Below are 18007 nucleotides of genomic sequence, written 5' to 3'. Positions count from 1 at the left end.
ATCTGGCGGTGTTTGTCGCCTATCCGCTTGCGACACGCACCGCTGCCATTTCTCAATCATCCCATCCCGCGGCGAGCTGCTGCAGGATTGTGTTCAACCTCATTCAAGGAGTGCATCATGCAAACCCTCAAAACCGTGATGAGTCCCCATGTCAAAGTCATCAGTCCTGAAGCGACGATCAGTGAAGCAGCCAAACAAATGCGCGACGGCGGTTTCGGCATGCTGCCCGTGGGCGAAAACGATCGCATGATCGGAGCCATCTCCGACCGCGATCTGACTGTGCGTGCGCTGGCAGAAGGCAAATCAGGCAATACAAAAATACGCGAGATCATGTCGCCCGGCATTGTTTGGGCCTATGAAAGCGACTCAGTGGAAGAAGGCGCCCGCGTGATGTCCGAACATCAGGTTCGCCGTCTGCCCATCGTCAACAGTGAAAAACGATTGGTGGGCATCGTGTCCCTTGGAGACTTCGCCGTCGAAAGTGCCGACCTGCATGCAGTAGGCGCTACCTTGTCGGAGATTTCCGTCCCGGCATTTAAATAGGACACGGGAGTGCAGCACTGCCGGTTCAGCAAGGTTTGCAATGACTAGTCACCGAATACGAGTGTCAGTAAGTACGTTGGTAACGCAGTACTGGCACACCTTGCGGATTCAGTAACACCAGATGGGCGCCTTCAAAACGCCAATGCGTGCTCGCACGTAGCGCCTTTCCATACTCACTGGCAAGCTCCATCTGTGGTTGTGGACAAGCCATTCTGGTGGAGATCCAGCCCTGCGCCGAATGTTCGATGGTGCCGTTGGGCAGAAAGGCAAATCCGCCAGCCATCCGGTTACAACCATCCAGGCCGCTGACTTTGCCCTGTCCGTCGATTGCGAGAAACGGCCGCACTTCTGCTGTCAACGCTCGCGAGCCAAGCATGATCAGATTCCACTGTGTCATGTTGATGCCATCCGGCGGCAACTCAGTGCCGCCGCAACCTTTGTACTTCATGCCATCGAGTTCCATCGCCACGGCATGCGTAAACAGTGCGCCGCTCATGTCATTCTCACAGCGCATGGTCGTCACATTGATCTTCAGGTCCGTACCGCGCAGCTCCCAACCGCTTCGGACATTGGTAATTTCATGCAGGGAGCGCGTCACCGGCGCATGATCCGGCCGCTCAATGACTGCGGTTTGGTCTGTAATGAGAATGTGCCAAAACGGCTCATTACCAGAGGCTTGATAAGGGGATGGGAACATGAGGCTCTCGCGCGGTGCGGCACAGGCGGATAGCAGTAACGTTAATGCAATTAATATTGCGCGCATGAGAATCTCCTCGTTTTGGAATTTGATGAATGCATGATAAAGACCATCCAGATTGAATTTAGTGCCGCAAAGAAAAAGCCGGCTAATGCCGGCTCAGTTTCACACTGCTTTGTTTTATTAGAAGCTGTAACGAACACCAGCAGAAATCAAATTCGCTTTCAGGTAAAGGCCTTCACCTTTAGCGACTTTTCCAAAATTCTCGTATTCCACCACTACTGCAATATTCTTGGAGAAACCGTAAGAAGCGCCAACGCCGAACATTGGCGTTGTACGCGATTCACTAACAGAGTCACCATAACCTGTGTCATGTACTTTTACGCGATTAAATGCAACACCAGCTTTCGCAGTCAAAGCGAATGCATTGCTAAGAGGAAGATTGCCCGTTACTGCCGCGTAAAGAGCGCGTGGCTTTGATTGCACTTCTCCCGACGCTGTGCCATCGTCATATGCGACCTTACCTTTGCCGAAGCTGACATAACCGCCTTCAATGCCGAGATTTTGGTTGAAATTGTATCCGCCGTAGATCTTGTAACCAGTGCTGCTGTCTTTAATAGAACCAGTGGCATCTTCGATACCAACTTTTTGCTTTGCATTACCTACGTTGATACCAACATAGCTAGTTTGTGCCGAAGCCACAACAGGCAAAGCCATCATCGCGCCAACCAATACTGCCAACATCTGTTTCTTCATTTTCTATTCCATTAATTTAAGGCAACGTTGCCGCGCGGAATATTAGTTTTCACATCTCACCCTGCCCATCCCATAAACAAGGGATTTTCTTTTTTTAAGGCTCTATGAATAAAGCGGGAAACCCGCAAGACAGAACAGTGTCTCACTAGCAATAACGCATTTCGCCGTGTTGTTTTCCGGCCGCGTCCCAACCACAATAACAAGCGCGAGAGATGTATGTCAGCCCCTTCCTTTCAATCAGACTGCCCGCTGTTTTTCATCATGAATGCCGGTTCCGGTCGTAACGACAAATCAGAGACACACGACATCATCGAGCGTGTGATGCAGGAAGCGGGGCGACCTCATCGAATCTGTCTGGTCGACGACGCCGGCGATCTGTCTCGGGTTGCGCGGGAAGCTGTAGAAGCAGCCAAAGAATGTGGTGGTGCGGTGGTCGCGGTAGGTGGTGATGGTACGCTCAATGCCGTCGCCAATGCCGTCATCGGCAGCGGTTGCGCTTTCGGCGCGCTGCCACAAGGCACATTCAATTATTTCGGACGTACGCACGGCCTGTCGGAACAGATCGAGGATGCCGTACAAGATCTGTTGCACGCAACGCCGCAGGCTGTCCAGGTTGGCATGCTGAACGACCGCATTTTCCTCGTCAACGCCAGCCTCGGCCTGTATCCGCAGGTGCTTGAAGAACGCGAAACCTATAAACAGCAGTATGGTCGCAGTCGTCTCGTTGCAGCCTGGTCCGGGCTGGCCACAGTCTGTCACGGTTATCGACAATTACGTATCACGCTGGAAGCGCAAGGAAACACGTCCACACTGCGTACGCCGACACTCTTCATCGGCAACAACCGCCTGCAACTCGAACAGATCGGCATTCCCGAATCCGAGTTGATCGAGGATGGTCAATTGGCGGCGATTGCCGTACGACCAGTTGGCACACTCGCCCTGTTGTGGTTGATGGTATGGGGCGCCTTCGGCAAACTGGGTGAAGCGGACAACATCATCAACTTTGGTTTTTCGCGCCTGACGGTCAAACCTTCCAAGCTCTATCACGTGCGTCGCATCAAGGTCGCCATGGATGGCGAAATTGCCTGGATGAACGCGCCGCTGGACTTCCGAGTGTCGCCCGAACCCTTGTATTTGCTGAAAGCGGCAACGCGCCCGCAAGCCGAAGAAAGCGCAAACGCATGACGGTCATCCTGCATATCTCGGATTCGCATTTTGGTACCGAACGCGCACCGGTCGTCGCAGCCTTGCAACGCCTGTCCAGAGAGCAAGCGCCGGATCTCGTCATCCTCTCGGGTGACATCACGCAACGCGCCTTGCGTACCGAGTTTGAAGCGGCGCGTGACTTTATCGACCGACTGAAAGTACCTTCCACGCTGGTTATCCCGGGCAATCACGATATCCCGCTGTTTGATCTGGTGTCGCGCTTTTTTACCCCGTATGGTCGCTATGCACGCTCATTCGGCACCGAACTGGAACCTGTCTACACATCGCTCGACGTGCTCGTCATCGGCGTCAACACCACGCGCCGTTACCGGCATGTACAGGGCGAAGTCTCGCGCGCGCAGCGCGACGATGTCGCAACCAGACTGCGCCGGGCTCAGCCTGCTCAACTACGCATCGTCGTGACCCATCAGCCTGTGCATGTAACCCGACCCGAAGATCGGGAAAACCTGCTGCGCGGGCATGAAGAAGCAATCCGTACCTGGGCGGCGGCCGGTGCCGACCTGATTCTGGGCGGCCACATTCACCGACCATCCATCTCGCCACTGCATGCCAGCATGCCGGACTTGCCGCGTCGCATGTGGGCAGTACAAGCCGGCACTGCGCTGTCTTCCCGCATCCGCTTTGACGCCGGCAACTCGGTCAACATCATCCGCTATCAAGCCAGCCAACCGGCGCATTGTCTGGTGGAGCGCTGGGATTATGCAGACAAGGCTGACGCATTCCGTCTGACGACCGCCGAGCAACTGGCACGCGACACATAATCTGTCGCATCACCGCACAAGGATTGACGGCTTGCGTAGCGGCAAGATATAACGTCGGCATGACACCCGCCCATCGCATCGCCCTCAGTCTGGCATTCATCACGCCTCCCGCATTTGCCGGTAATTACGCGACGTGCATCCTCGATAAGGCACCCGGCACGCCGTACAATGCGGCCGCCAATGCGGTGCATCAGTATTGCATTGCACAATACCCGGATGGCTACAGTGCGGTGGTACATGGCTCAGGCGGAAGCTGGCTCTCTGCTTCTTACAAGAGCGGCGCGGAATGCATTCAGAAGAAAACCGTTGATACGCCGAGCCAGCGTGCCGTCATCATGATCGGCGTGGCCTGCCGTCGTCTGTACGATGGTCAGTCGCAATAATTCATTGATTGCTGACAGGGCTAAGGCAGCCGTTCGACTGCAGGCTTGCAAGATACGTTTGAACTGCCAGGAACAAAACGCGTGCTGATTTGACTGGTGCGGCTGGCTGGAATCGAACCAGCGACCCTTGGCTTCGGAGGCCAATACTCTATCCACTGAGCTACAGCCGCATGGGAGAACGTGCGGAGGCCTGAAGGATACCGTTTTTCAGGCAGGCCGTCCACGTTAGTGCCAGTGCCCACGTTCCCAGATCGATTGTTTTGTGTCTATAATCGGTCAGTTTTGCGAAATCTTGCAGTCGATACTCCTCGGCGAGGTCCCTGACCCGCTTATTTTGATTTCAAAATTATATTGAGGGAACAATGAGCGACGCACATCATGAAGAATCCGCAATCAAAACCCCCAAGCAACTCATCGTGGCCGTCGTAGCCGGCTTTCTGGTTCCGATCGTCTGTATTGTCCTGCTGGTTATCTTTGTCACCAATGACAAACAGGTCGGCGCTGGCTCGGACAATTCTGCCGCTGCCATCGAAAACCGCATCAAACCTGTCGCAGACGATGGCTTTACCCTCAAGGAAGAGAACGCACCGCAAGTTCTGAAAACGGGCGAGGAAGTCTACAAAATGGCGTGCGCCATGTGCCATGCAGCCGGTGTGGCGGGCGCGCCCAAGCTTGGCGATGCCGCCGCGTGGAAAGACCGGATTGCGCAAGGCTATGACACGTTGGTCAAGCATGCGATCGAAGGTATCCGCATGATGCCGGCAAAGGGTGGCCATCCTGAACTGGATGACAAGGAAGTCGCGCTGGCAACTGTCATGATGGCAAACAATGCCGGTGCCAAATTTGCCGTGCCGGCAACCAAACCGGCTGATGCAGCCGCTACTGCACCTGCCGCGCCAGAACAACCCGTTAAACAGTAATCAGGGCACGCATAAGTAAAAAGCCGACTTGAAGTCGGCTTTTTACATTGAGGCGGTGTGAATATGCCGCCGCAACAATCAGTTTTTCTTCTTTTTGGAAAAGAAGTACAAACCCGCTCCCAATGCGGCCACCAACGCCGCGCCGCGCAAAACTGGTTTGAGCACAGAGCGACGGGACAGAAACGTAATGCCGCTCAATACATACGGTGCCATGCGCTGAATTTTGGCCAGCGACAGACCGCCACTCAGATTGATCAGATCGGACACATTGGACAATGCAGAATGCGCTCGCGCGCCCACCAGACTCAGTGCCGTCTTGGCCAATGCCTCACGCCCGAGGTTGGAACGCACGACGTTTCTCGATTGGCCCAAGCCAGCCCTGTAAGCGCGGCATTGGAGAATGAGACGTTCTTTTTGCTGCGCCAGTGTTTCGACCGGCTCAATGGATTCAGGCTTAGACATGCGATTCTCTTCCATTAGGACAGCGCATCATGATCATTGCGCAGTTCTTCCATCGTCGCCGGCATCGAGAACTTGCCTTGCTTGATCAACGACTGGATGTAGAGGAACAGCGCAATCGCCACGACCGTTGCCACCAGTGCCATGATGAGCAAAATCTTCCAGCCTAGCGAAGGCCAACTGAGGTACACGATGAGCGCCGACCAATAGGCCACCGCAAACCATGCAACGATAACGCCCAGTGCGAACAGGATCGCCAGTCGGGCAGCGTTGGCGCGGATCTCGGCCAGCTCCAATGCAGCCAGCTCGACGCGGCTCATCAGCAGACCAAAGGCGTTGCGGATCAGGCCCGCCACGCCACCCATCAGGCCGGAATCGGCGTTCTGAGAACGTGTGGTTTGGCGCTCCATGATAGCTCCAGTTTACTTGCGTGAGATGAGAAAGCCGAACAGCACGCCGACGCCCGCTGCAATGGTGACAGCACGCCATGGGTTTTCATGGACGTAGTCATCGGTCTTGACGGCAATTTCCTTGCCTGTTTCGAGGGCGGCAGTTTGTACTTCGTGTGCTTTCACTACAGCCGTATCCAGCAGTTGCAGGCCGCGTGCACGCAGTTCTTCAGCGCGTTCGCCGGTTGAGCTGGTCGCTTCGCGAAACAATTCCTGCGCGTCTTTCACCAGGGTTTTCATATCGCTGCGCGTGGTTTTCAAGGTAGATGCTTTCATGGATGGCCCCTTTTTTAGAAGCGGTCTTTGTATCCTCAGACGAGGACAAAGCCGGCAGTTGAAATAGAAGATTGCGTATGGATCATTTTGTGACACGTACAGACTTGTTTAGTTGCAATACCCAACTCGCATCGTCTTGCACGTGCTTACACACACGTCATACAGATTTGTAACTAGTTTTACCACACCTTGTTAACAGTTGAACAGGCGCTACCGTACAGAAAGGTGAAATAAATGCGATCAGATCCCTGGTGTGCAATCCGAACAGTGCTCGATGTCATTGACCTGCTTGAGCAGATTTTCCTTCAGATCGCGCAAGGCTGTACGCACCCCTTCCTCGATGACCGGATGATAAAACGGCATATCCAGCATCTGCCCGACTGTCAGTCCGCTCTGGCAGGACCACGCGAGCAGATGGGCGAGATGCTCGGCACGCGGCCCTACCATTTCCGCACCGAGGAAACGATGCGTGCCACGCTCGCCATAGAGTTTCAGCAGTCCGTGATTCTGACGCATGACACGACTGCGGCCCTGATTGTCGAAGGATACCGTCCCGGTCATATAGCTGTTCTGTTCCAGATCACGCGCCGTTTTGCCGACCGATGCAATCTGCGGATCGGTGAAGGCAATGCTCAAGGGCAGACGGCGCAGGCCGTCGGCAACCTCCGGAAAGCGCGCCGCGTTGTCGCCGGCAATCCGGCCTTCATCCGCTGCCTCGTGCAACAAGGGGCGGTCATTGGTGACATCGCCAGCCAGGAAGATCGCACTCTCGCCACATTGCATCGTCAGCGAATCGAATAAGGGAATGCCTTTGTCATCCAGTTGCAAGCCCGTCACTTCCAATCTCAACTGATCCACATTCGGTCGACGGCCGGTCGCAGCCAGCACGAAGCGAAAGCGCTCGGTACGCGTCTTGCCATTCGCGTCGCGTGATTGCAGTTCGACCTCGTCACCAACCAAATGCGTCGACAGGACCTCGGTTTGCATGCGCAAATCGATATCGGCACCGATGCTGTCAATCGCCTTCTGATTGACAGCCTCATCAGCAATCTGCGCCAGCCGGTCGCCACGTCCGAAGACAGCGACGCGCACGCCAAGCCGATGCAAGGCCTGCCCCAGCTCGAGACCGATCACACCGGCACCGATCACAGCAACCGAATCCGGCAGATCTTCCCAGTCAAACACGTCATCATTAACGATCAAATGGGTGCCCAATTCGCGCAAACCGTCGGGAATTGCCGGACGCGAACCGGTGGCAATCACGATCCGCGCTGCCTGCACTTCCACATCGTCACCAACCTGCAGACGATTAGGCGCGAGAAAACGTGCCTGTCCCCGCAGACGGTCTGCTTCCGGAATGCCATCGACACTCTCCAGTACGAATCCGACAAAGCGGTCGCGCTCGGAGCGCACGCGTTGCATCACGGCCTTGCCATCGATCTGCATGTCAGCGACATGGATGCCAAAGCCATCTGCGGTTGCCACTGCGTGAGCAGTTTCTGCCGCAGCGATCAGCAGTTTGCTTGGCATGCAGCCGACACGCGCGCACGTAGTGCCATAGGCACCGCCCTCGATCAGCAGCACATGCTTGTCATGCGTACGTGCGGCGCGATATGCCGACAGCCCGGCACTGCCCGCGCCAATCACGGCAACGTCACACTGGATTACTTTCATGTTGTCTCCTGCCTTCCAGATCATGCTGCGCTACATGCAGCCGGACATCAGTCGTTGACGCGCAACTCGGCAATATCGGCGATGGTGCCGAGCTGAATCGTCACCGGATTGGCCGATGCATTTGCCTGCATCGGCCGCCAAGCAAAACGCCATTCGGCTTCATCCGCATGCGGCCGCTCCTTGGAAAACAGGCGGCCGAGCGGACTGGGCTTGCCATACGAAATCGCTGCGTCAATCCCGGCCCAGTTGGGGAGAATTCGCTGCACCACACGATGTACACGTTCACCAAAACGCTCGGCATCGTGAATCACCAGATAGGCATCGGCAGACTGTTTGCCTTCAAACAGCGCGCCATCCGGCTTTTGCGCCAGGCTCAGGATCAGGTAGGGATGATCGCCAGCAGCATGGGCCGGCAATTGAGGAGGAACCAGTCGAAACTCGCCCGCTGTCAGGGCGCGTTCCAGTTTTTGCCGATCCGAAAAGTAGTACAGTTTCGGCGGACGATTATTATCTATCGTGGTCATATGCGATCCAAAAAAGAAGAGTGATCAAGTGACCAAGTCTGCCCATTTAAGCAGAATATGCGGCAGGCAGCAAACCATCGGCGATCAGGGTCCGGCAGACTGCATGGACAAATAAAAAGCGGCCCGCAGGCCGCTGTGGTTCGATCGAAAAAAGTCGACAAAACCGATTAATAACCGGGACGGCCCGGTTGATTCATACGTGCGCGCTCTTCCATCTCACGCCGCTGTTGATCGATCCGCTCGCTGTTGCTGCGATTCTGTGCATCGATCGAACCACCAGCACCAACACGTGCGCCGGTACCAACCCCTGTTTGACCGCTCATTCCCGGCCGGGCGCTTGTTCCCTGCTGCGTGGTGCCTTGCGTGGATGCATCCACCCCTGCGCCGCCTGTCACCCCTACACCGGAATTGACGCCGGCACGAGAACCAGCAGCACTGCCCGTATTTGCGCCTGCACCGGCACCCACTCCTGTATTCACACCCGCACCGACACCGGTAGAGGGGGCACTACCCGCATTGCCGCTTCCCACACCTGCGCCCGCCCCTGCGCCGACGCCCACGCCAACACCTTGCGCAACGGCAAGCGCCGAGACGGAAGTCAGGGCGATAAAGCAGAATGAACGAATCGTTTTGTACACATGCATGATGGTCTCCTTTCGTCAATGTCGCAGTTGGAGAGCCCTCTCTGCACGCACGTTCCCTCAATCAAACCCGCTATGTGCGAAACATCACGCTGATGACCGACTTGCCTCGTTCTCTGTCAGACAGTCTAGCGATATCGCAAGCGATACCACAGTATGCCGATCCATTCATGCATGGCGTAGCTGCTCTGCACAAGCCAGCCCGTGCGAGGAACAAAGTCACCCGGCAACACTGGCGTCACCGTATAGAAGGCGGTGGGCGCGGGGGTAATCTGCAAACCCTGACGTTCGAATATTTTGACTGCGCGCGGCATATGCATGGCGTCGGTCACCAGCAAGACGCGTCGGACATTTTCCTTCTTCAACATGTCGGCACTCTGACTTGCATTCTCTGCCGTATTGTCTGATTCGCCTTCCAGCCATTTGACCGGCACACCAAAATCTTCGCGCAAACCACGTGCCATGATGACGGCTTCCGATTCCTTCGCACCATCCGGCTGGCCGCCGGTCACCAGGATTGGCAATCCGGTGCCACGATGCAAGGCAGCGGCATAACGCATGCGACGCAAGGTCGGCGACGACGGACTATCCTGATGTCCATACTCGGGGGCGTTGGCCAGACGACCACCACCCAACACGACGATGGCCTGCGCGTCGCCCTGATACGGCAACGGCAATGCAGGATGCCGGTTTTCCAGCGGCGCTGCCAGCAGCATCGCACCCGGACGCGTAGACAGTAACGCCAGCATCAGCAAACTGCCCACCGCAAGTGTCATGCCGAACCGTGGCCAGCGTCGTTGCACAAGCAAACCCAGGCCGCACAGAAGCAGCATGTTGAACGGCGGCAGCAAGACCGCGCCCAGCAACGTATTGATCAGCCAGCTTGTGCTCATAAACGCTCCGGAAGCGAATTGGGGCTTACTCGTTCATCTGTGGTTCGGCAATGGTACGCAACTGGAAACGTCCATCGTTGTTGAACAGCCAGGTTTCAATCACCTCCACACGCCCGCCGCGCAAGAGTGCAGGTGCCGGTTTTGGAAACGGCGCCGTCTGTTTGACCGACGCCAGGGCTGTGGCTTCCGTCACGCGATCCCGGTTGGAACGCATGATCTCGCTACGCACCAGACTGCCGTTCGCGTCCACCACATATTTGACGACCACGACCGAACGCAACAAGGCCTGTGGTCGGCCGATGAAAACCTTGGTGGAGTTGACAGCGACGATGCGATGCGCCAGTGCCAATTTGTATTCGCCCAGCGTATCCGCGGTCGAAGTGCCATCCCGTGTCGTTTCCGGCACGGTCGGCTCCAGCTTGCCTGCACAGCCAGCCAGAACCAGCACGCACAAACCCACTACGCAGCGCCGCAATTGCATGGTGCCCATGATGCCTGTCTCCTTCTTTTTATGCGTGATGCAGGCAGTGTATGCCTGTCACGGCTACTTATTCGAATGCCTGCTTTTGCCTGAATTGTTCGGTTGCAGCAACCAGTGCGGTAGCCGTCCCTGGTTCCATCGCAGCATGGCCTGCATCAGCAATCAGATGCAGTTTTGATCCGGGCCATGCATGATGCAACCGCCAGGCAGAGACGGGAGGACATACCACGTCGTAGCGGCCTTGCACGATAACCGCGGGCAAATGTGCGATGCGACCGATCTGCCTGATCAACTGGTCTTCTTCCATGAAACCATGATGCAGAAAATAATGGGCCTCCAGCCGGCCAATCCCTAAGGCAACACTGTCTTCTTCAAATGCGGACAGCATTTCGGGATGGGGTTGCAGAAATAGGCAGCTTCCCTCATAGCGACTCCAGTCGCGCGCCGCCTGTACCGATTCTTCATGATCCTCGCCAAACAGACGACGCTGGTAAGCCTGCAGCAAATCGCCGCGCTCTTCCAATGGTATGCGCGCTACAAAGGCCTCATGCGCTTCAGGAAAGAATTGCCGCATGCCGTACAGAAACCAGTCTATCTCGTCCTGCGTACAAAGAAAGATACCGCGCAAGACAAAACCCAGACAGCGCCGGGGATGCGCCTGCCCGTAAGCCAGTGCCAGTGTTGCGCCCCATGAACCACCAAACACCAGCCATTGCTCGATGCCCAGCATGGAACGCAGGGATTCGATATCGTCGATCAGCCAAGGAGTGGTGTTGTCGCGCCATTCCCCCAGCGGCGTGGACTTGCCCGCGCCACGCTGATCAAATAACACAATCCGATAGTACGCAGGGTCGAAAAAGCGACGATGCATGGGAGAAATACCCCCGCCCGGTCCGCCGTGCAGAAAGAGCACAGGCACGCCCTGTGGATTTCCACACTCCTCCCAGTAAAGCGTGTGACGCGCGTCAACCGGCAAGATGCCGTGCCGATAAGGCTGCAGCAAAGGAAACAAGGGCGGAACAACAGAATTCATGGCTGCTCTCAAGATGGGATATTGCATTGTACCCAGACCACGCGACGACCAGCGTGGGTTGCCGCACGCGAACTTATCGCATGCACATGCCTCATACCGACATGTTCACCGATGTCCGGCTGTACATGACAGTGCACCGGACACACATGCGTCAACGCGCAATGGGAGTACGACATGCACTTATTGAACGACTGGCTACTGGCCGGTATTCCGCTTGGCAACTGGCTCAACGCCGTCATCATCGCCACCCTCGCTTATCTGGCGATGGATCTCGTGACCCGTTTTTTAACCCGGCGACTGACCGTGCTGTCATCACGTACCAGCAGCCGCATCGATAATATTGCCGCGGATGCACTCTCGCATACCAAGCGCTGGCTCCTCTTTTTACTCGCCATCGTGATCGGTCTCGGCACACTCAGCCTTCCGGAAAAAATCGACCTGCGTCTGAGCCAGCTTGGCGTGATTCTGGTCGGCATCCAGATCGCCATCTGGTTCAACAGTGGCATCTCGGCATGGATGCGCAGCGTCGTCAATCCGGAGACCACCCCGGATCTGCGCAATCGCGCCACGACCACCACGATTGCCTTTCTGGTACGCCTGCTGGTGCTGGTCACCATTTTGCTGGCCGTACTCGCCAATCTGGGTGTCAACATCACCGCTTTCGTAGCCAGCCTTGGCATCGGCGGCGTAGCAGTGGCACTGGCATTGCAGACCATATTGAGCGATCTGTTTGCCTCGCTGTCGATCGCCTTTGACAAACCGTTTGAAGTCGGCGACTTCATCATCGTCGATGAAGTGATGCTCGGCACGGTGGAATACATCGGCATCAAGACCACGCGCCTGCGCAGCCTGGGCGGTGAACAACTGGTGCGTTCAAACGCCGAACTCTTGAAGTCGGTGATCCGTAATTACAAGCGCATGTCTGAACGCCGTGTGGTCTTCAGCTTTGGCATCCGTTACGAAACACCGATCGAACAGGTCGGTGCGCTTGGCGGCGTGATGAAAGAAATCATCACCGGTATCGAGAACACACGCTTTGATCGCGCACATTTCCAGAAATTCGGGCCGAGCAGTCTTGATTTTGAAGTCGTCTACATCGTGCTCAGCAGCGACTTCAACGTGTATATGGACATCCAGCAGAAGATCAATCTGGCGTTGATGCGTGCCTGTGCCGAACGCGACATTCATTTTGCACGCCCCACCACCATCATGCATCTCGGTTCAGAGGTACGCGTATCCACTGCGGAAAATCCGGGTGCAGCGAAAACGGACGAGCTGCCGGAAGGCAGCAAACTGGTGTGAGCGCGCTGGCAACGGCGGTTTAGCGATCCGCTACGACGCGCGCCGCCAGTCGATGGCGGGCGATGTCGAACACCCAGTTGAAACAAAACGCATAGATCATGAAAAAGATCGAGAACGTCACGTCCAGCAGCAGGGCCTCGACAACGGAAATCGACAGCCACCACGCCGTCAACGGCAAGGCAATCGCCATGAAGAAGGCCTCAAATCCCAGCGTATGCACCACCCGCATACGCACCGTGCGTTGCCAGCCGTAGTGATGCTCAACCATTTCGTAGAAGTGGTTGTAGATCATGTTGGAGGCCATGGCGCACAGCGCCAGCAAGACGGCCAGACCGCCGAAGTGCAGCATGTCCATGCCAAACCCGATTGACATCAACGGCACAAGAATAACGAGAGCACACACCTCGAACAGAACGGCGTGGAGAACGCGACGAAGCAGCGTATTAATGACAAAACCCTAGTAAGAACAATAGAGGAACGCCATTATAGGCGGCCAGTCCATTGGCTGCCGACGACAACCCAGGCTGCCCTATTTGCAAAAATGCATCGCATAAAAAAGATTATGCAAATAACGGTGACAATCAAAAGAAACTGCTTTATACTCCTCCCTCTTCAGACATGTTGGCAGTGACATCCAACGAGTTTGACTGGGTTGGCTAACCTGATATGGGTGCTTAGCTCAGTTGGTAGAGCGGCGCCCTTACAAGGCGTAGGTCGGGAGTTCGAGCCTCTCAGCACCCACCACCGGTCAAACAGATATCTGAAAAAAGTTACGTAGTTAGGAGTGGTAGTTCAGTTGGTTAGAATACCGGCCTGTCACGCCGGGGGTCGCGGGTTCGAGCCCCGTCCACTCCGCCAGTTAAAAGAAATGCCCGCGCAAGCGGGCATTTTCATTTTCGGCGCCACATTCATTTATAGAACGCGCTCGGCGGCATGCCAAACTGTCGCCTGAACATGGCTGCAAACGCACTCTGGCTTTTATAGCCGTGATCCAGCGCCACATCCAGAACCTTGGCACCGCCCGCCAGTTGTTCAAGCGCCTGCAACAACCGCGCTTGCCTGCGCCATTCACCCAACCGCATGCCGGTTTCATTCTGGAACAAGCGATGCAAGGTACGTATCGACATATGCAGTCGTGCGGCCCATTCATCCAGCGTGAGGGTCGAATCCGGCGCACGCATCAACGCAACACAGAAACTGCGCAACCGTTTGTCATGCGGCAGAGGCAGGTAAAGCGGCAGAACCGGTACCAGACGCAACTCCTGCAACAACAACTGTGTCAGGTGCCAGTTTCTGCTGCTCTCCTGGTCGTGAAAGTCAGCATCCACCGCAGCCACGATCAACTCGCGCATCAGCGGCGTCACCTCCAGCACACAACTGCGCAACTGCTGATGCGGCACGGCATCAGGCGCGACAAATACCGTGCGCATGTGCACGTCGCCACACATCCGGATCTGATGGATGACATCCGGCTGTAACCACACACCACGCGTGGGCGGCACCACCCATACGCCACCTTCGGCCTCCACACGCATCACGCCGTGAATCGCGTAGAGCAACTGCGCGCAGCGATGACTATGCGGCGCGATGACGTGTTTATCCACATAGTCCACCGCGACTGCACGGATCGGCGAAGCAGGCGTCAGTACGTCTTCAGGTAATTGCATAGGGGCAGAGAATTTGGCAGTTTTACGACAGGTATTGTCATGGTATCGCGAGACGGCCAGTATCACCTGCGCCGATGATGGTGGCGTCAATCAAGGAGTTCTGTATGCCCGCCACATCATTGCTTTACCCGTTTCTCGCGATCCTGCTGTGGGCAGGCAATGTCATCGTTTCGAAGATGGCAGCCTCCGCCATCTCGCCGACCGCCATCACGTTCTATCGACTGATTCTGGCGCTCGCCTTGTTAAGTCCATTTGTCTTGCGACCACTGATCAGAAACTGGGCAAACGTCCGTTCGCATCTCGGCAAAATGTTCGTCAGCGGCTTGCTCGCCATGGCGGTTTTTCAAAGCTTTTCCTATCGCGCGGCGGAGACCACAACCGCCACCAATATGGCGATTGTCACGGCACTGATTCCCATGCTGACCGCCATCCTGAGCGTCGTCATGCTGGGCGAAGCACTGACTGTCGGCATGGCCGTTGGCGGCACGCTGTCCTTTGCCGGCTTGTTGTATCTGGTTGGGAAAGGCGATCCTGCCGCGATTGCCGGCAGTGGCCTGCATATCGGAGACGTGTTGATGCTGCTCTCTGCAACATCCTATGCGCTGTATAGCGTGCTGCTGCGGAAATGGCGCCTGAGCATTCCGGCCTGGCAATCGGTGTACATGCAAGCCGTCGCCGCACTCATCATCATGCTGCCCATGTTTATCATGCTGCCGCAAGGCGCCGCCAACCTGGATGCGCAAACCCTGCCGCTCATCGCCTACGCCGGCATCGGCTCATCCATCTTGCTGTCGTTCTTCTGGATTCTCGGCGTCAAACACCTGGGGCCAAATCGCTGCAGCATTTTCATCAACCTGCTACCGGTGCTGACAGCCTTGATGGCGATTACTTGGCTGGGCGAGGAAATGCATGCCTATCACGTGATTGGCGGAAGTCTGAGTTTGGTGGGAGTGCTGCTGGTGCAAACCGTACATCGTCCGCTTTTCTCACCCCAGCGAAGATTGAATGGTTAAGCATCGATGGAAGTCAGCCTACGTAATACCAGCAATCGGTCAAACGGGGCTCTTCAGGGTATGCCGTATTTCAGGTGAATGATCGGGTAAGGTCGACCTTGCCCATCAAGCGCTGAGCGACCCGTGCGCTTGAAGCCCATTTTTTCGTAGAAACCCAATGCTTGCGGATTCTGCTCATTCACATCCGTTGTCATAGCGGGATGACGCGCAAGACCGTGCCGAACCAGGGCGGCGCCAATGCCTTTTCCCCGGCATGCAGGATCCACAAACAAGGCCTCCATGTGTCCGTTGTCGATGAACATGAAGGCCAAGGGATAATCGTTGGCATCTACCGCCAGCAACAGCGGAACTTGCGGCAGAAAATCGCACACCATCGCGTCAATGGCCTGGCGGTCTTGTTGGGTCAGAAAATGATGGGTGGCATCAACCGCGTGACGCCAGATTTCGATGGTGCGTTCACCATCATCAGGACGTGAAGTTCGAATGGTTATCATCGCTTGATTATGACTGCCGCGAAGGAACTTGTCAGCGTTGGCAGTTATCAAGCCTGTTTTTGCCCGCCTTGTTTGATTGCACAGCGCCTTGTGTGGTGTCTAGACCATGTGTCGAAAGCAGACACTGCTTAAGTCCAAACCAAGCAACTCAGACCAATGCCTTGATCCCCAATATCAGTGCCGCAACGACCATCACCCCCGCAAACATTTTTTGCAAAGGCTGCACCGGCACATGGGGCTGACACACGCGGCCAAATAAAGTGCCTGCCGCTGCCGCCCCGACGAACATCCATCCCGTCATGCCAATCGATGCGGCACCAAGCAACATGGTCACGGCAGAAAAGCCGGACACCAACGCAATCACCATCAATGATGTCGCGACGCTCGCATGCAAGCTCGCATCACTGATGCGGCGCAGGCCCGGCACGATGACAAAACCACCACCTACGCCGAACATGCCGGTCAGCATGCCTGCCGTACTGCCCACACCCGCCAACCAGGACGCACAGCGACGTGTCCAACGGAAGCGCCCCGTATCCGGGTCAAGCAGACAATCGCATTCATCACGTATGACAACATCGCGCGATGCACCGCGAAACATGCGCCACGCAAGATAGATCATCAACATGCTGAACAGGACAACGCTCCAGCGCGCAGGAAGATAATGCATGAGTACGCTGCCAATTGGTGCGCAGGCAATGCCGATGGCTGCAATCCACAGTGCGGCGCGATAGCGGACGATGCCGCGCCGCAAACCATCGAGACTGCCGAGCAAGGCAGCCAAGCCGATTGCAATCAGAGAAATGGGACGTGCATCTGTCAGCGAATAACCCAGCGCCAGCATCAACGCCGGCATCGCCAGTACGCCGCCGCCAGCACCCGTCAGGCCGAGCACCATGCCGACGGCCCCGCCCAATGTCATCGCCATCAACAACATGGAAGGTTCACAGCAGGTCGAGCGGAATTTTCAGATAGCGCACGCCATTGTCTTCCGGCTGCGGCAGATTGCCGGCTCGAATGTTGAGCTGCACGGCTGGCAGCATCAGCACAGGAAAATCAAGCGTGGCATCGCGTGCCTTGCGCATGGCGATGAATTCATTTTCAGCAATGCCATGACGCACGTGGACGTTGCCGGTACGTTGTTCTTCTACAGAACATGACCATGCGGCTTGTCCACGTGTTGATGGTGGATAGTCGTGGCAGAGGTAAAGCTGCGTGGACGCCGGCAAGGCAAGAATGCGCTGGATCGAGCGATACAGTGTGCTTGCATCCCCGCCGGGAAAATCGCAACGCGCCGTACCCACATCCGGCATGAACAAGGTATCGCCAACAAAGACAACATCCTCAACCAGATAGGCGGTATCGGCTGGCGTATGGCCAGGCACATGCCAGGCACGGGCCGGTAATTCACCGATCATGAATTCTTCATCAGGGCCGAACAGATGATCGAAATCGCGGGCGATGCCATAAGGTGTCTTGCGAATGTTATAGACCTGACCAAACAGCATCTGCACATCGCGAATGCGTTCACCAATTGCAATGCGCCCACCGAGCTTGCCGCGCAAGTACGGTGCGGCAGAAACATGGTCGGCATGGGCATGCGTTTCGAGCAGCCATTGCACCTGCAACTGTTGTGATTCGACATACTCGACAATGCGGTCCGCCGAGCTGGTTGCGGTGCGACCGGACCGATTGTCGTAATCAAGTACAGGATCGACGATGGCGCAGGCAGTCCCGATGCCGGCGTGGATCACATGACTGACCGTGGCCGTGACCGGATCAAAAAAGGATGCTACCTGACGCATCATCGTATC

23 protein-coding genes and 3 tRNA genes are annotated in these 18007 nt (G+C 56.1%); 9 read left to right on the top strand and 17 right to left on the bottom strand.

The window, feature by feature from the left end; translation table 11 throughout:
- Positions 1–117 precede the first annotated feature (117 nt).
- On the top strand, positions 118–543 hold the full coding sequence (locus IEV29_RS09790; RefSeq protein WP_188380995.1) for a CBS domain-containing protein: 426 nt from the start codon (positions 118–120) through the stop codon (positions 541–543).
- A gap of 64 nt (positions 544–607) precedes the next feature.
- On the opposite strand, the gene IEV29_RS09785 is transcribed toward IEV29_RS09790, so the two are convergent.
- Entirely contained in the window at positions 608–1306 is a 699-nt protein-coding gene (locus tag IEV29_RS09785; protein ID WP_188380994.1) for an META domain-containing protein, read from the bottom strand.
- A gap of 117 nt (positions 1307–1423) precedes the next feature.
- On the bottom strand, positions 1424–1996 hold the full coding sequence (locus IEV29_RS09780) for an outer membrane beta-barrel protein (RefSeq protein WP_188380993.1): 573 nt from the start codon (positions 1994–1996) through the stop codon (positions 1424–1426).
- A 261-nt stretch (positions 1997–2257) separates the two neighbouring features.
- On the opposite strand from IEV29_RS09780, the gene IEV29_RS09775 reads away from it, so the two are divergent.
- From IEV29_RS09775 to IEV29_RS09765, 3 genes are read left to right on the top strand one after another with little or no spacing between them, the layout of a single operon-like run.
- Complete coding sequence (locus tag IEV29_RS09775) at positions 2258–3181, top strand: diacylglycerol/lipid kinase family protein (RefSeq protein ID WP_188380992.1); 924 nt, start codon at positions 2258–2260, stop codon at positions 3179–3181.
- Entirely contained in the window at positions 3178–3984 is an 807-nt protein-coding gene (locus IEV29_RS09770) for a metallophosphoesterase family protein (protein ID WP_188380991.1), read from the top strand. Before IEV29_RS09775 ends, IEV29_RS09770 begins: the two co-directional genes overlap by 4 nt.
- A gap of 59 nt (positions 3985–4043) precedes the next feature.
- The gene (locus tag IEV29_RS09765; protein ID WP_188380990.1) at positions 4044–4367 is read left to right on the top strand and encodes a hypothetical protein; all 324 of its coding nucleotides are present in this window, start codon (positions 4044–4046) and stop codon (positions 4365–4367) included.
- Positions 4368–4461: 94 nt separating this feature from the next.
- Here IEV29_RS09765 and IEV29_RS09760 read toward each other — a convergent pair.
- Positions 4462–4537 (bottom strand) — tRNA-Arg (locus IEV29_RS09760).
- A 192-nt stretch (positions 4538–4729) separates the two neighbouring features.
- Between IEV29_RS09760 and IEV29_RS09755 the strand changes: the two genes are divergently transcribed.
- On the top strand, positions 4730–5287 hold the full coding sequence (locus IEV29_RS09755; RefSeq protein WP_188380989.1) for a c-type cytochrome: 558 nt from the start codon (positions 4730–4732) through the stop codon (positions 5285–5287).
- Between the two features lie 78 nt (positions 5288–5365).
- On the opposite strand, the gene IEV29_RS09750 is transcribed toward IEV29_RS09755, so the two are convergent.
- The 9 genes from IEV29_RS09750 to pip all read right to left on the bottom strand — a co-directional run bounded on the left by IEV29_RS09750 (position 5366) and on the right by pip (position 11717).
- Positions 5366–5749 carry a hypothetical protein gene (locus IEV29_RS09750; RefSeq protein WP_188380988.1) on the bottom strand — a complete coding sequence of 128 codons (384 nt, stop codon included), beginning with the start codon at positions 5747–5749 and terminating at the stop codon, positions 5366–5368.
- 14 nt (positions 5750–5763) lie between these two features.
- A complete protein-coding gene (locus IEV29_RS09745) occupies positions 5764–6156 on the bottom strand; it encodes a phage holin family protein (protein WP_188380987.1) in 393 nt (130 codons plus the stop codon).
- Positions 6157–6168: 12 nt separating this feature from the next.
- Positions 6169–6471 carry an ElaB/YgaM/YqjD family protein gene (locus tag IEV29_RS09740; RefSeq protein ID WP_188380986.1) on the bottom strand — a complete coding sequence of 101 codons (303 nt, stop codon included), beginning with the start codon at positions 6469–6471 and terminating at the stop codon, positions 6169–6171.
- A 240-nt stretch (positions 6472–6711) separates the two neighbouring features.
- Entirely contained in the window at positions 6712–8145 is a 1434-nt protein-coding gene (locus IEV29_RS09735) for a dihydrolipoyl dehydrogenase (protein ID WP_188380985.1), read from the bottom strand.
- A gap of 47 nt (positions 8146–8192) precedes the next feature.
- The gene (locus tag IEV29_RS09730; RefSeq protein WP_188380984.1) at positions 8193–8669 is read right to left on the bottom strand and encodes a hypothetical protein; all 477 of its coding nucleotides are present in this window, start codon (positions 8667–8669) and stop codon (positions 8193–8195) included.
- Positions 8670–8836: 167 nt separating this feature from the next.
- Positions 8837–9313, bottom strand: coding sequence for a hypothetical protein (locus tag IEV29_RS16295; protein ID WP_188381154.1), 477 nt, complete (start codon positions 9311–9313; stop codon positions 8837–8839).
- Between the two features lie 125 nt (positions 9314–9438).
- Positions 9439–10203, bottom strand: a complete 765-nt coding sequence (locus IEV29_RS09720; RefSeq protein WP_188380983.1) for a YdcF family protein — start codon at positions 10201–10203, stop codon at positions 9439–9441.
- Positions 10204–10228: 25 nt separating this feature from the next.
- Positions 10229–10693 carry a TonB family protein gene (locus IEV29_RS09715; RefSeq protein WP_229726302.1) on the bottom strand — a complete coding sequence of 155 codons (465 nt, stop codon included), beginning with the start codon at positions 10691–10693 and terminating at the stop codon, positions 10229–10231.
- A gap of 58 nt (positions 10694–10751) precedes the next feature.
- Positions 10752–11717, bottom strand: a complete 966-nt coding sequence (pip, locus tag IEV29_RS09710; RefSeq protein WP_188380982.1) for a prolyl aminopeptidase — start codon at positions 11715–11717, stop codon at positions 10752–10754.
- A 174-nt stretch (positions 11718–11891) separates the two neighbouring features.
- Here pip and IEV29_RS09705 point away from each other — a divergent pair, with 174 nt between their 5' ends.
- Positions 11892–13019, top strand: coding sequence for a mechanosensitive ion channel family protein (locus IEV29_RS09705; RefSeq protein WP_188380981.1), 1128 nt, complete (start codon positions 11892–11894; stop codon positions 13017–13019).
- Between the two features lie 19 nt (positions 13020–13038).
- On the opposite strand, the gene IEV29_RS09700 is transcribed toward IEV29_RS09705, so the two are convergent.
- The gene (locus IEV29_RS09700) at positions 13039–13458 is read right to left on the bottom strand and encodes a PACE efflux transporter (protein ID WP_268234307.1); all 420 of its coding nucleotides are present in this window, start codon (positions 13456–13458) and stop codon (positions 13039–13041) included.
- A gap of 229 nt (positions 13459–13687) precedes the next feature.
- Between IEV29_RS09700 and IEV29_RS09695 the strand changes: the two genes are divergently transcribed.
- Together IEV29_RS09695 and IEV29_RS09690 are read left to right on the top strand one after the other, a co-directional pair.
- A tRNA-Val gene (locus tag IEV29_RS09695) sits at positions 13688–13763 on the top strand.
- A gap of 37 nt (positions 13764–13800) precedes the next feature.
- Positions 13801–13877, top strand: a tRNA-Asp gene (locus tag IEV29_RS09690).
- Between the two features lie 50 nt (positions 13878–13927).
- On the opposite strand, the gene IEV29_RS09685 is transcribed toward IEV29_RS09690, so the two are convergent.
- Positions 13928–14686 (bottom strand): AraC family transcriptional regulator, encoded by a 759-nt coding sequence (locus IEV29_RS09685; protein WP_188380980.1) that lies wholly within the window; start codon positions 14684–14686, stop codon positions 13928–13930.
- A gap of 104 nt (positions 14687–14790) precedes the next feature.
- Between IEV29_RS09685 and IEV29_RS09680 the strand changes: the two genes are divergently transcribed.
- The gene (locus tag IEV29_RS09680; protein WP_188380979.1) at positions 14791–15699 is read left to right on the top strand and encodes a DMT family transporter; all 909 of its coding nucleotides are present in this window, start codon (positions 14791–14793) and stop codon (positions 15697–15699) included.
- A 53-nt stretch (positions 15700–15752) separates the two neighbouring features.
- Here the strand turns inward: IEV29_RS09680 and IEV29_RS09675 are convergent, their stop codons facing one another.
- The 3 genes from IEV29_RS09675 to IEV29_RS09665 form a co-directional block, all read right to left on the bottom strand.
- Positions 15753–16193 carry an acetyltransferase gene (locus IEV29_RS09675; RefSeq protein ID WP_188381145.1) on the bottom strand — a complete coding sequence of 147 codons (441 nt, stop codon included), beginning with the start codon at positions 16191–16193 and terminating at the stop codon, positions 15753–15755.
- 148 nt (positions 16194–16341) lie between these two features.
- On the bottom strand, positions 16342–17130 hold the full coding sequence (locus IEV29_RS09670; protein WP_188380978.1) for a sulfite exporter TauE/SafE family protein: 789 nt from the start codon (positions 17128–17130) through the stop codon (positions 16342–16344).
- Between the two features lie 7 nt (positions 17131–17137).
- Complete coding sequence (locus IEV29_RS09665; RefSeq protein WP_188380977.1) at positions 17138–18001, bottom strand: MBL fold metallo-hydrolase; 864 nt, start codon at positions 17999–18001, stop codon at positions 17138–17140.
- Positions 18002–18007: the final 6 nt, after the last annotated feature.

Source organism: Oxalicibacterium faecigallinarum (assembly GCF_014635705.1).
In the GTDB taxonomy this organism is placed as follows: Bacteria; Pseudomonadota; Gammaproteobacteria; order Burkholderiales; family Burkholderiaceae_D; genus Oxalicibacterium; species Oxalicibacterium faecigallinarum.
The sequence above is the reverse complement of the archived record's forward strand: the minus strand, read 5'-3'. Positions and strand labels throughout refer to the sequence as shown.

Excerpts from the sequence above, each read along its gene's own strand:
- IEV29_RS09680 (WP_188380979.1), top strand. The coding sequence starts at position 14,791 with ATGCCCGCCACATCATTGCTTTACCCGTTTCTCGCGATCCTGCTGTGG.
- pip (WP_188380982.1), bottom strand. The coding sequence starts at position 11,717 with ATGAATTCTGTTGTTCCGCCCTTGTTTCCTTTGCTGCAGCCTTATCGG.
- IEV29_RS16295 (WP_188381154.1), bottom strand. The coding sequence starts at position 9,313 with ATGCATGTGTACAAAACGATTCGTTCATTCTGCTTTATCGCCCTGACT.
- IEV29_RS09665 (WP_188380977.1), bottom strand. The coding sequence starts at position 18,001 with ATGATGCGTCAGGTAGCATCCTTTTTTGATCCGGTCACGGCCACGGTC.
- IEV29_RS09770 (WP_188380991.1), top strand. The coding sequence starts at position 3,178 with ATGACGGTCATCCTGCATATCTCGGATTCGCATTTTGGTACCGAACGC.
- IEV29_RS09785 (WP_188380994.1), bottom strand. The coding sequence starts at position 1,306 with ATGCGCGCAATATTAATTGCATTAACGTTACTGCTATCCGCCTGTGCC.
- IEV29_RS09790 (WP_188380995.1), top strand. The coding sequence starts at position 118 with ATGCAAACCCTCAAAACCGTGATGAGTCCCCATGTCAAAGTCATCAGT.
- IEV29_RS09780 (WP_188380993.1), bottom strand. The coding sequence starts at position 1,996 with ATGAAGAAACAGATGTTGGCAGTATTGGTTGGCGCGATGATGGCTTTG.
- IEV29_RS09685 (WP_188380980.1), bottom strand. The coding sequence starts at position 14,686 with ATGCAATTACCTGAAGACGTACTGACGCCTGCTTCGCCGATCCGTGCA.
- IEV29_RS09750 (WP_188380988.1), bottom strand. The coding sequence starts at position 5,749 with ATGTCTAAGCCTGAATCCATTGAGCCGGTCGAAACACTGGCGCAGCAA.
- IEV29_RS09775 (WP_188380992.1), top strand. The coding sequence starts at position 2,258 with ATGAATGCCGGTTCCGGTCGTAACGACAAATCAGAGACACACGACATC.
- IEV29_RS09715 (WP_229726302.1), bottom strand. The coding sequence starts at position 10,693 with ATGGGCACCATGCAATTGCGGCGCTGCGTAGTGGGTTTGTGCGTGCTG.
- IEV29_RS09765 (WP_188380990.1), top strand. The coding sequence starts at position 4,044 with ATGACACCCGCCCATCGCATCGCCCTCAGTCTGGCATTCATCACGCCT.
- IEV29_RS09730 (WP_188380984.1), bottom strand. The coding sequence starts at position 8,669 with ATGACCACGATAGATAATAATCGTCCGCCGAAACTGTACTACTTTTCG.
- IEV29_RS09745 (WP_188380987.1), bottom strand. The coding sequence starts at position 6,156 with ATGGAGCGCCAAACCACACGTTCTCAGAACGCCGATTCCGGCCTGATG.
- IEV29_RS09735 (WP_188380985.1), bottom strand. The coding sequence starts at position 8,145 with ATGAAAGTAATCCAGTGTGACGTTGCCGTGATTGGCGCGGGCAGTGCC.
- IEV29_RS09740 (WP_188380986.1), bottom strand. The coding sequence starts at position 6,471 with ATGAAAGCATCTACCTTGAAAACCACGCGCAGCGATATGAAAACCCTG.
- IEV29_RS09675 (WP_188381145.1), bottom strand. The coding sequence starts at position 16,193 with ATGATAACCATTCGAACTTCACGTCCTGATGATGGTGAACGCACCATC.
- IEV29_RS09670 (WP_188380978.1), bottom strand. The coding sequence starts at position 17,130 with ATGTTGTTGATGGCGATGACATTGGGCGGGGCCGTCGGCATGGTGCTC.
- IEV29_RS09755 (WP_188380989.1), top strand. The coding sequence starts at position 4,730 with ATGAGCGACGCACATCATGAAGAATCCGCAATCAAAACCCCCAAGCAA.
- IEV29_RS09705 (WP_188380981.1), top strand. The coding sequence starts at position 11,892 with ATGCACTTATTGAACGACTGGCTACTGGCCGGTATTCCGCTTGGCAAC.
- IEV29_RS09720 (WP_188380983.1), bottom strand. The coding sequence starts at position 10,203 with ATGAGCACAAGCTGGCTGATCAATACGTTGCTGGGCGCGGTCTTGCTG.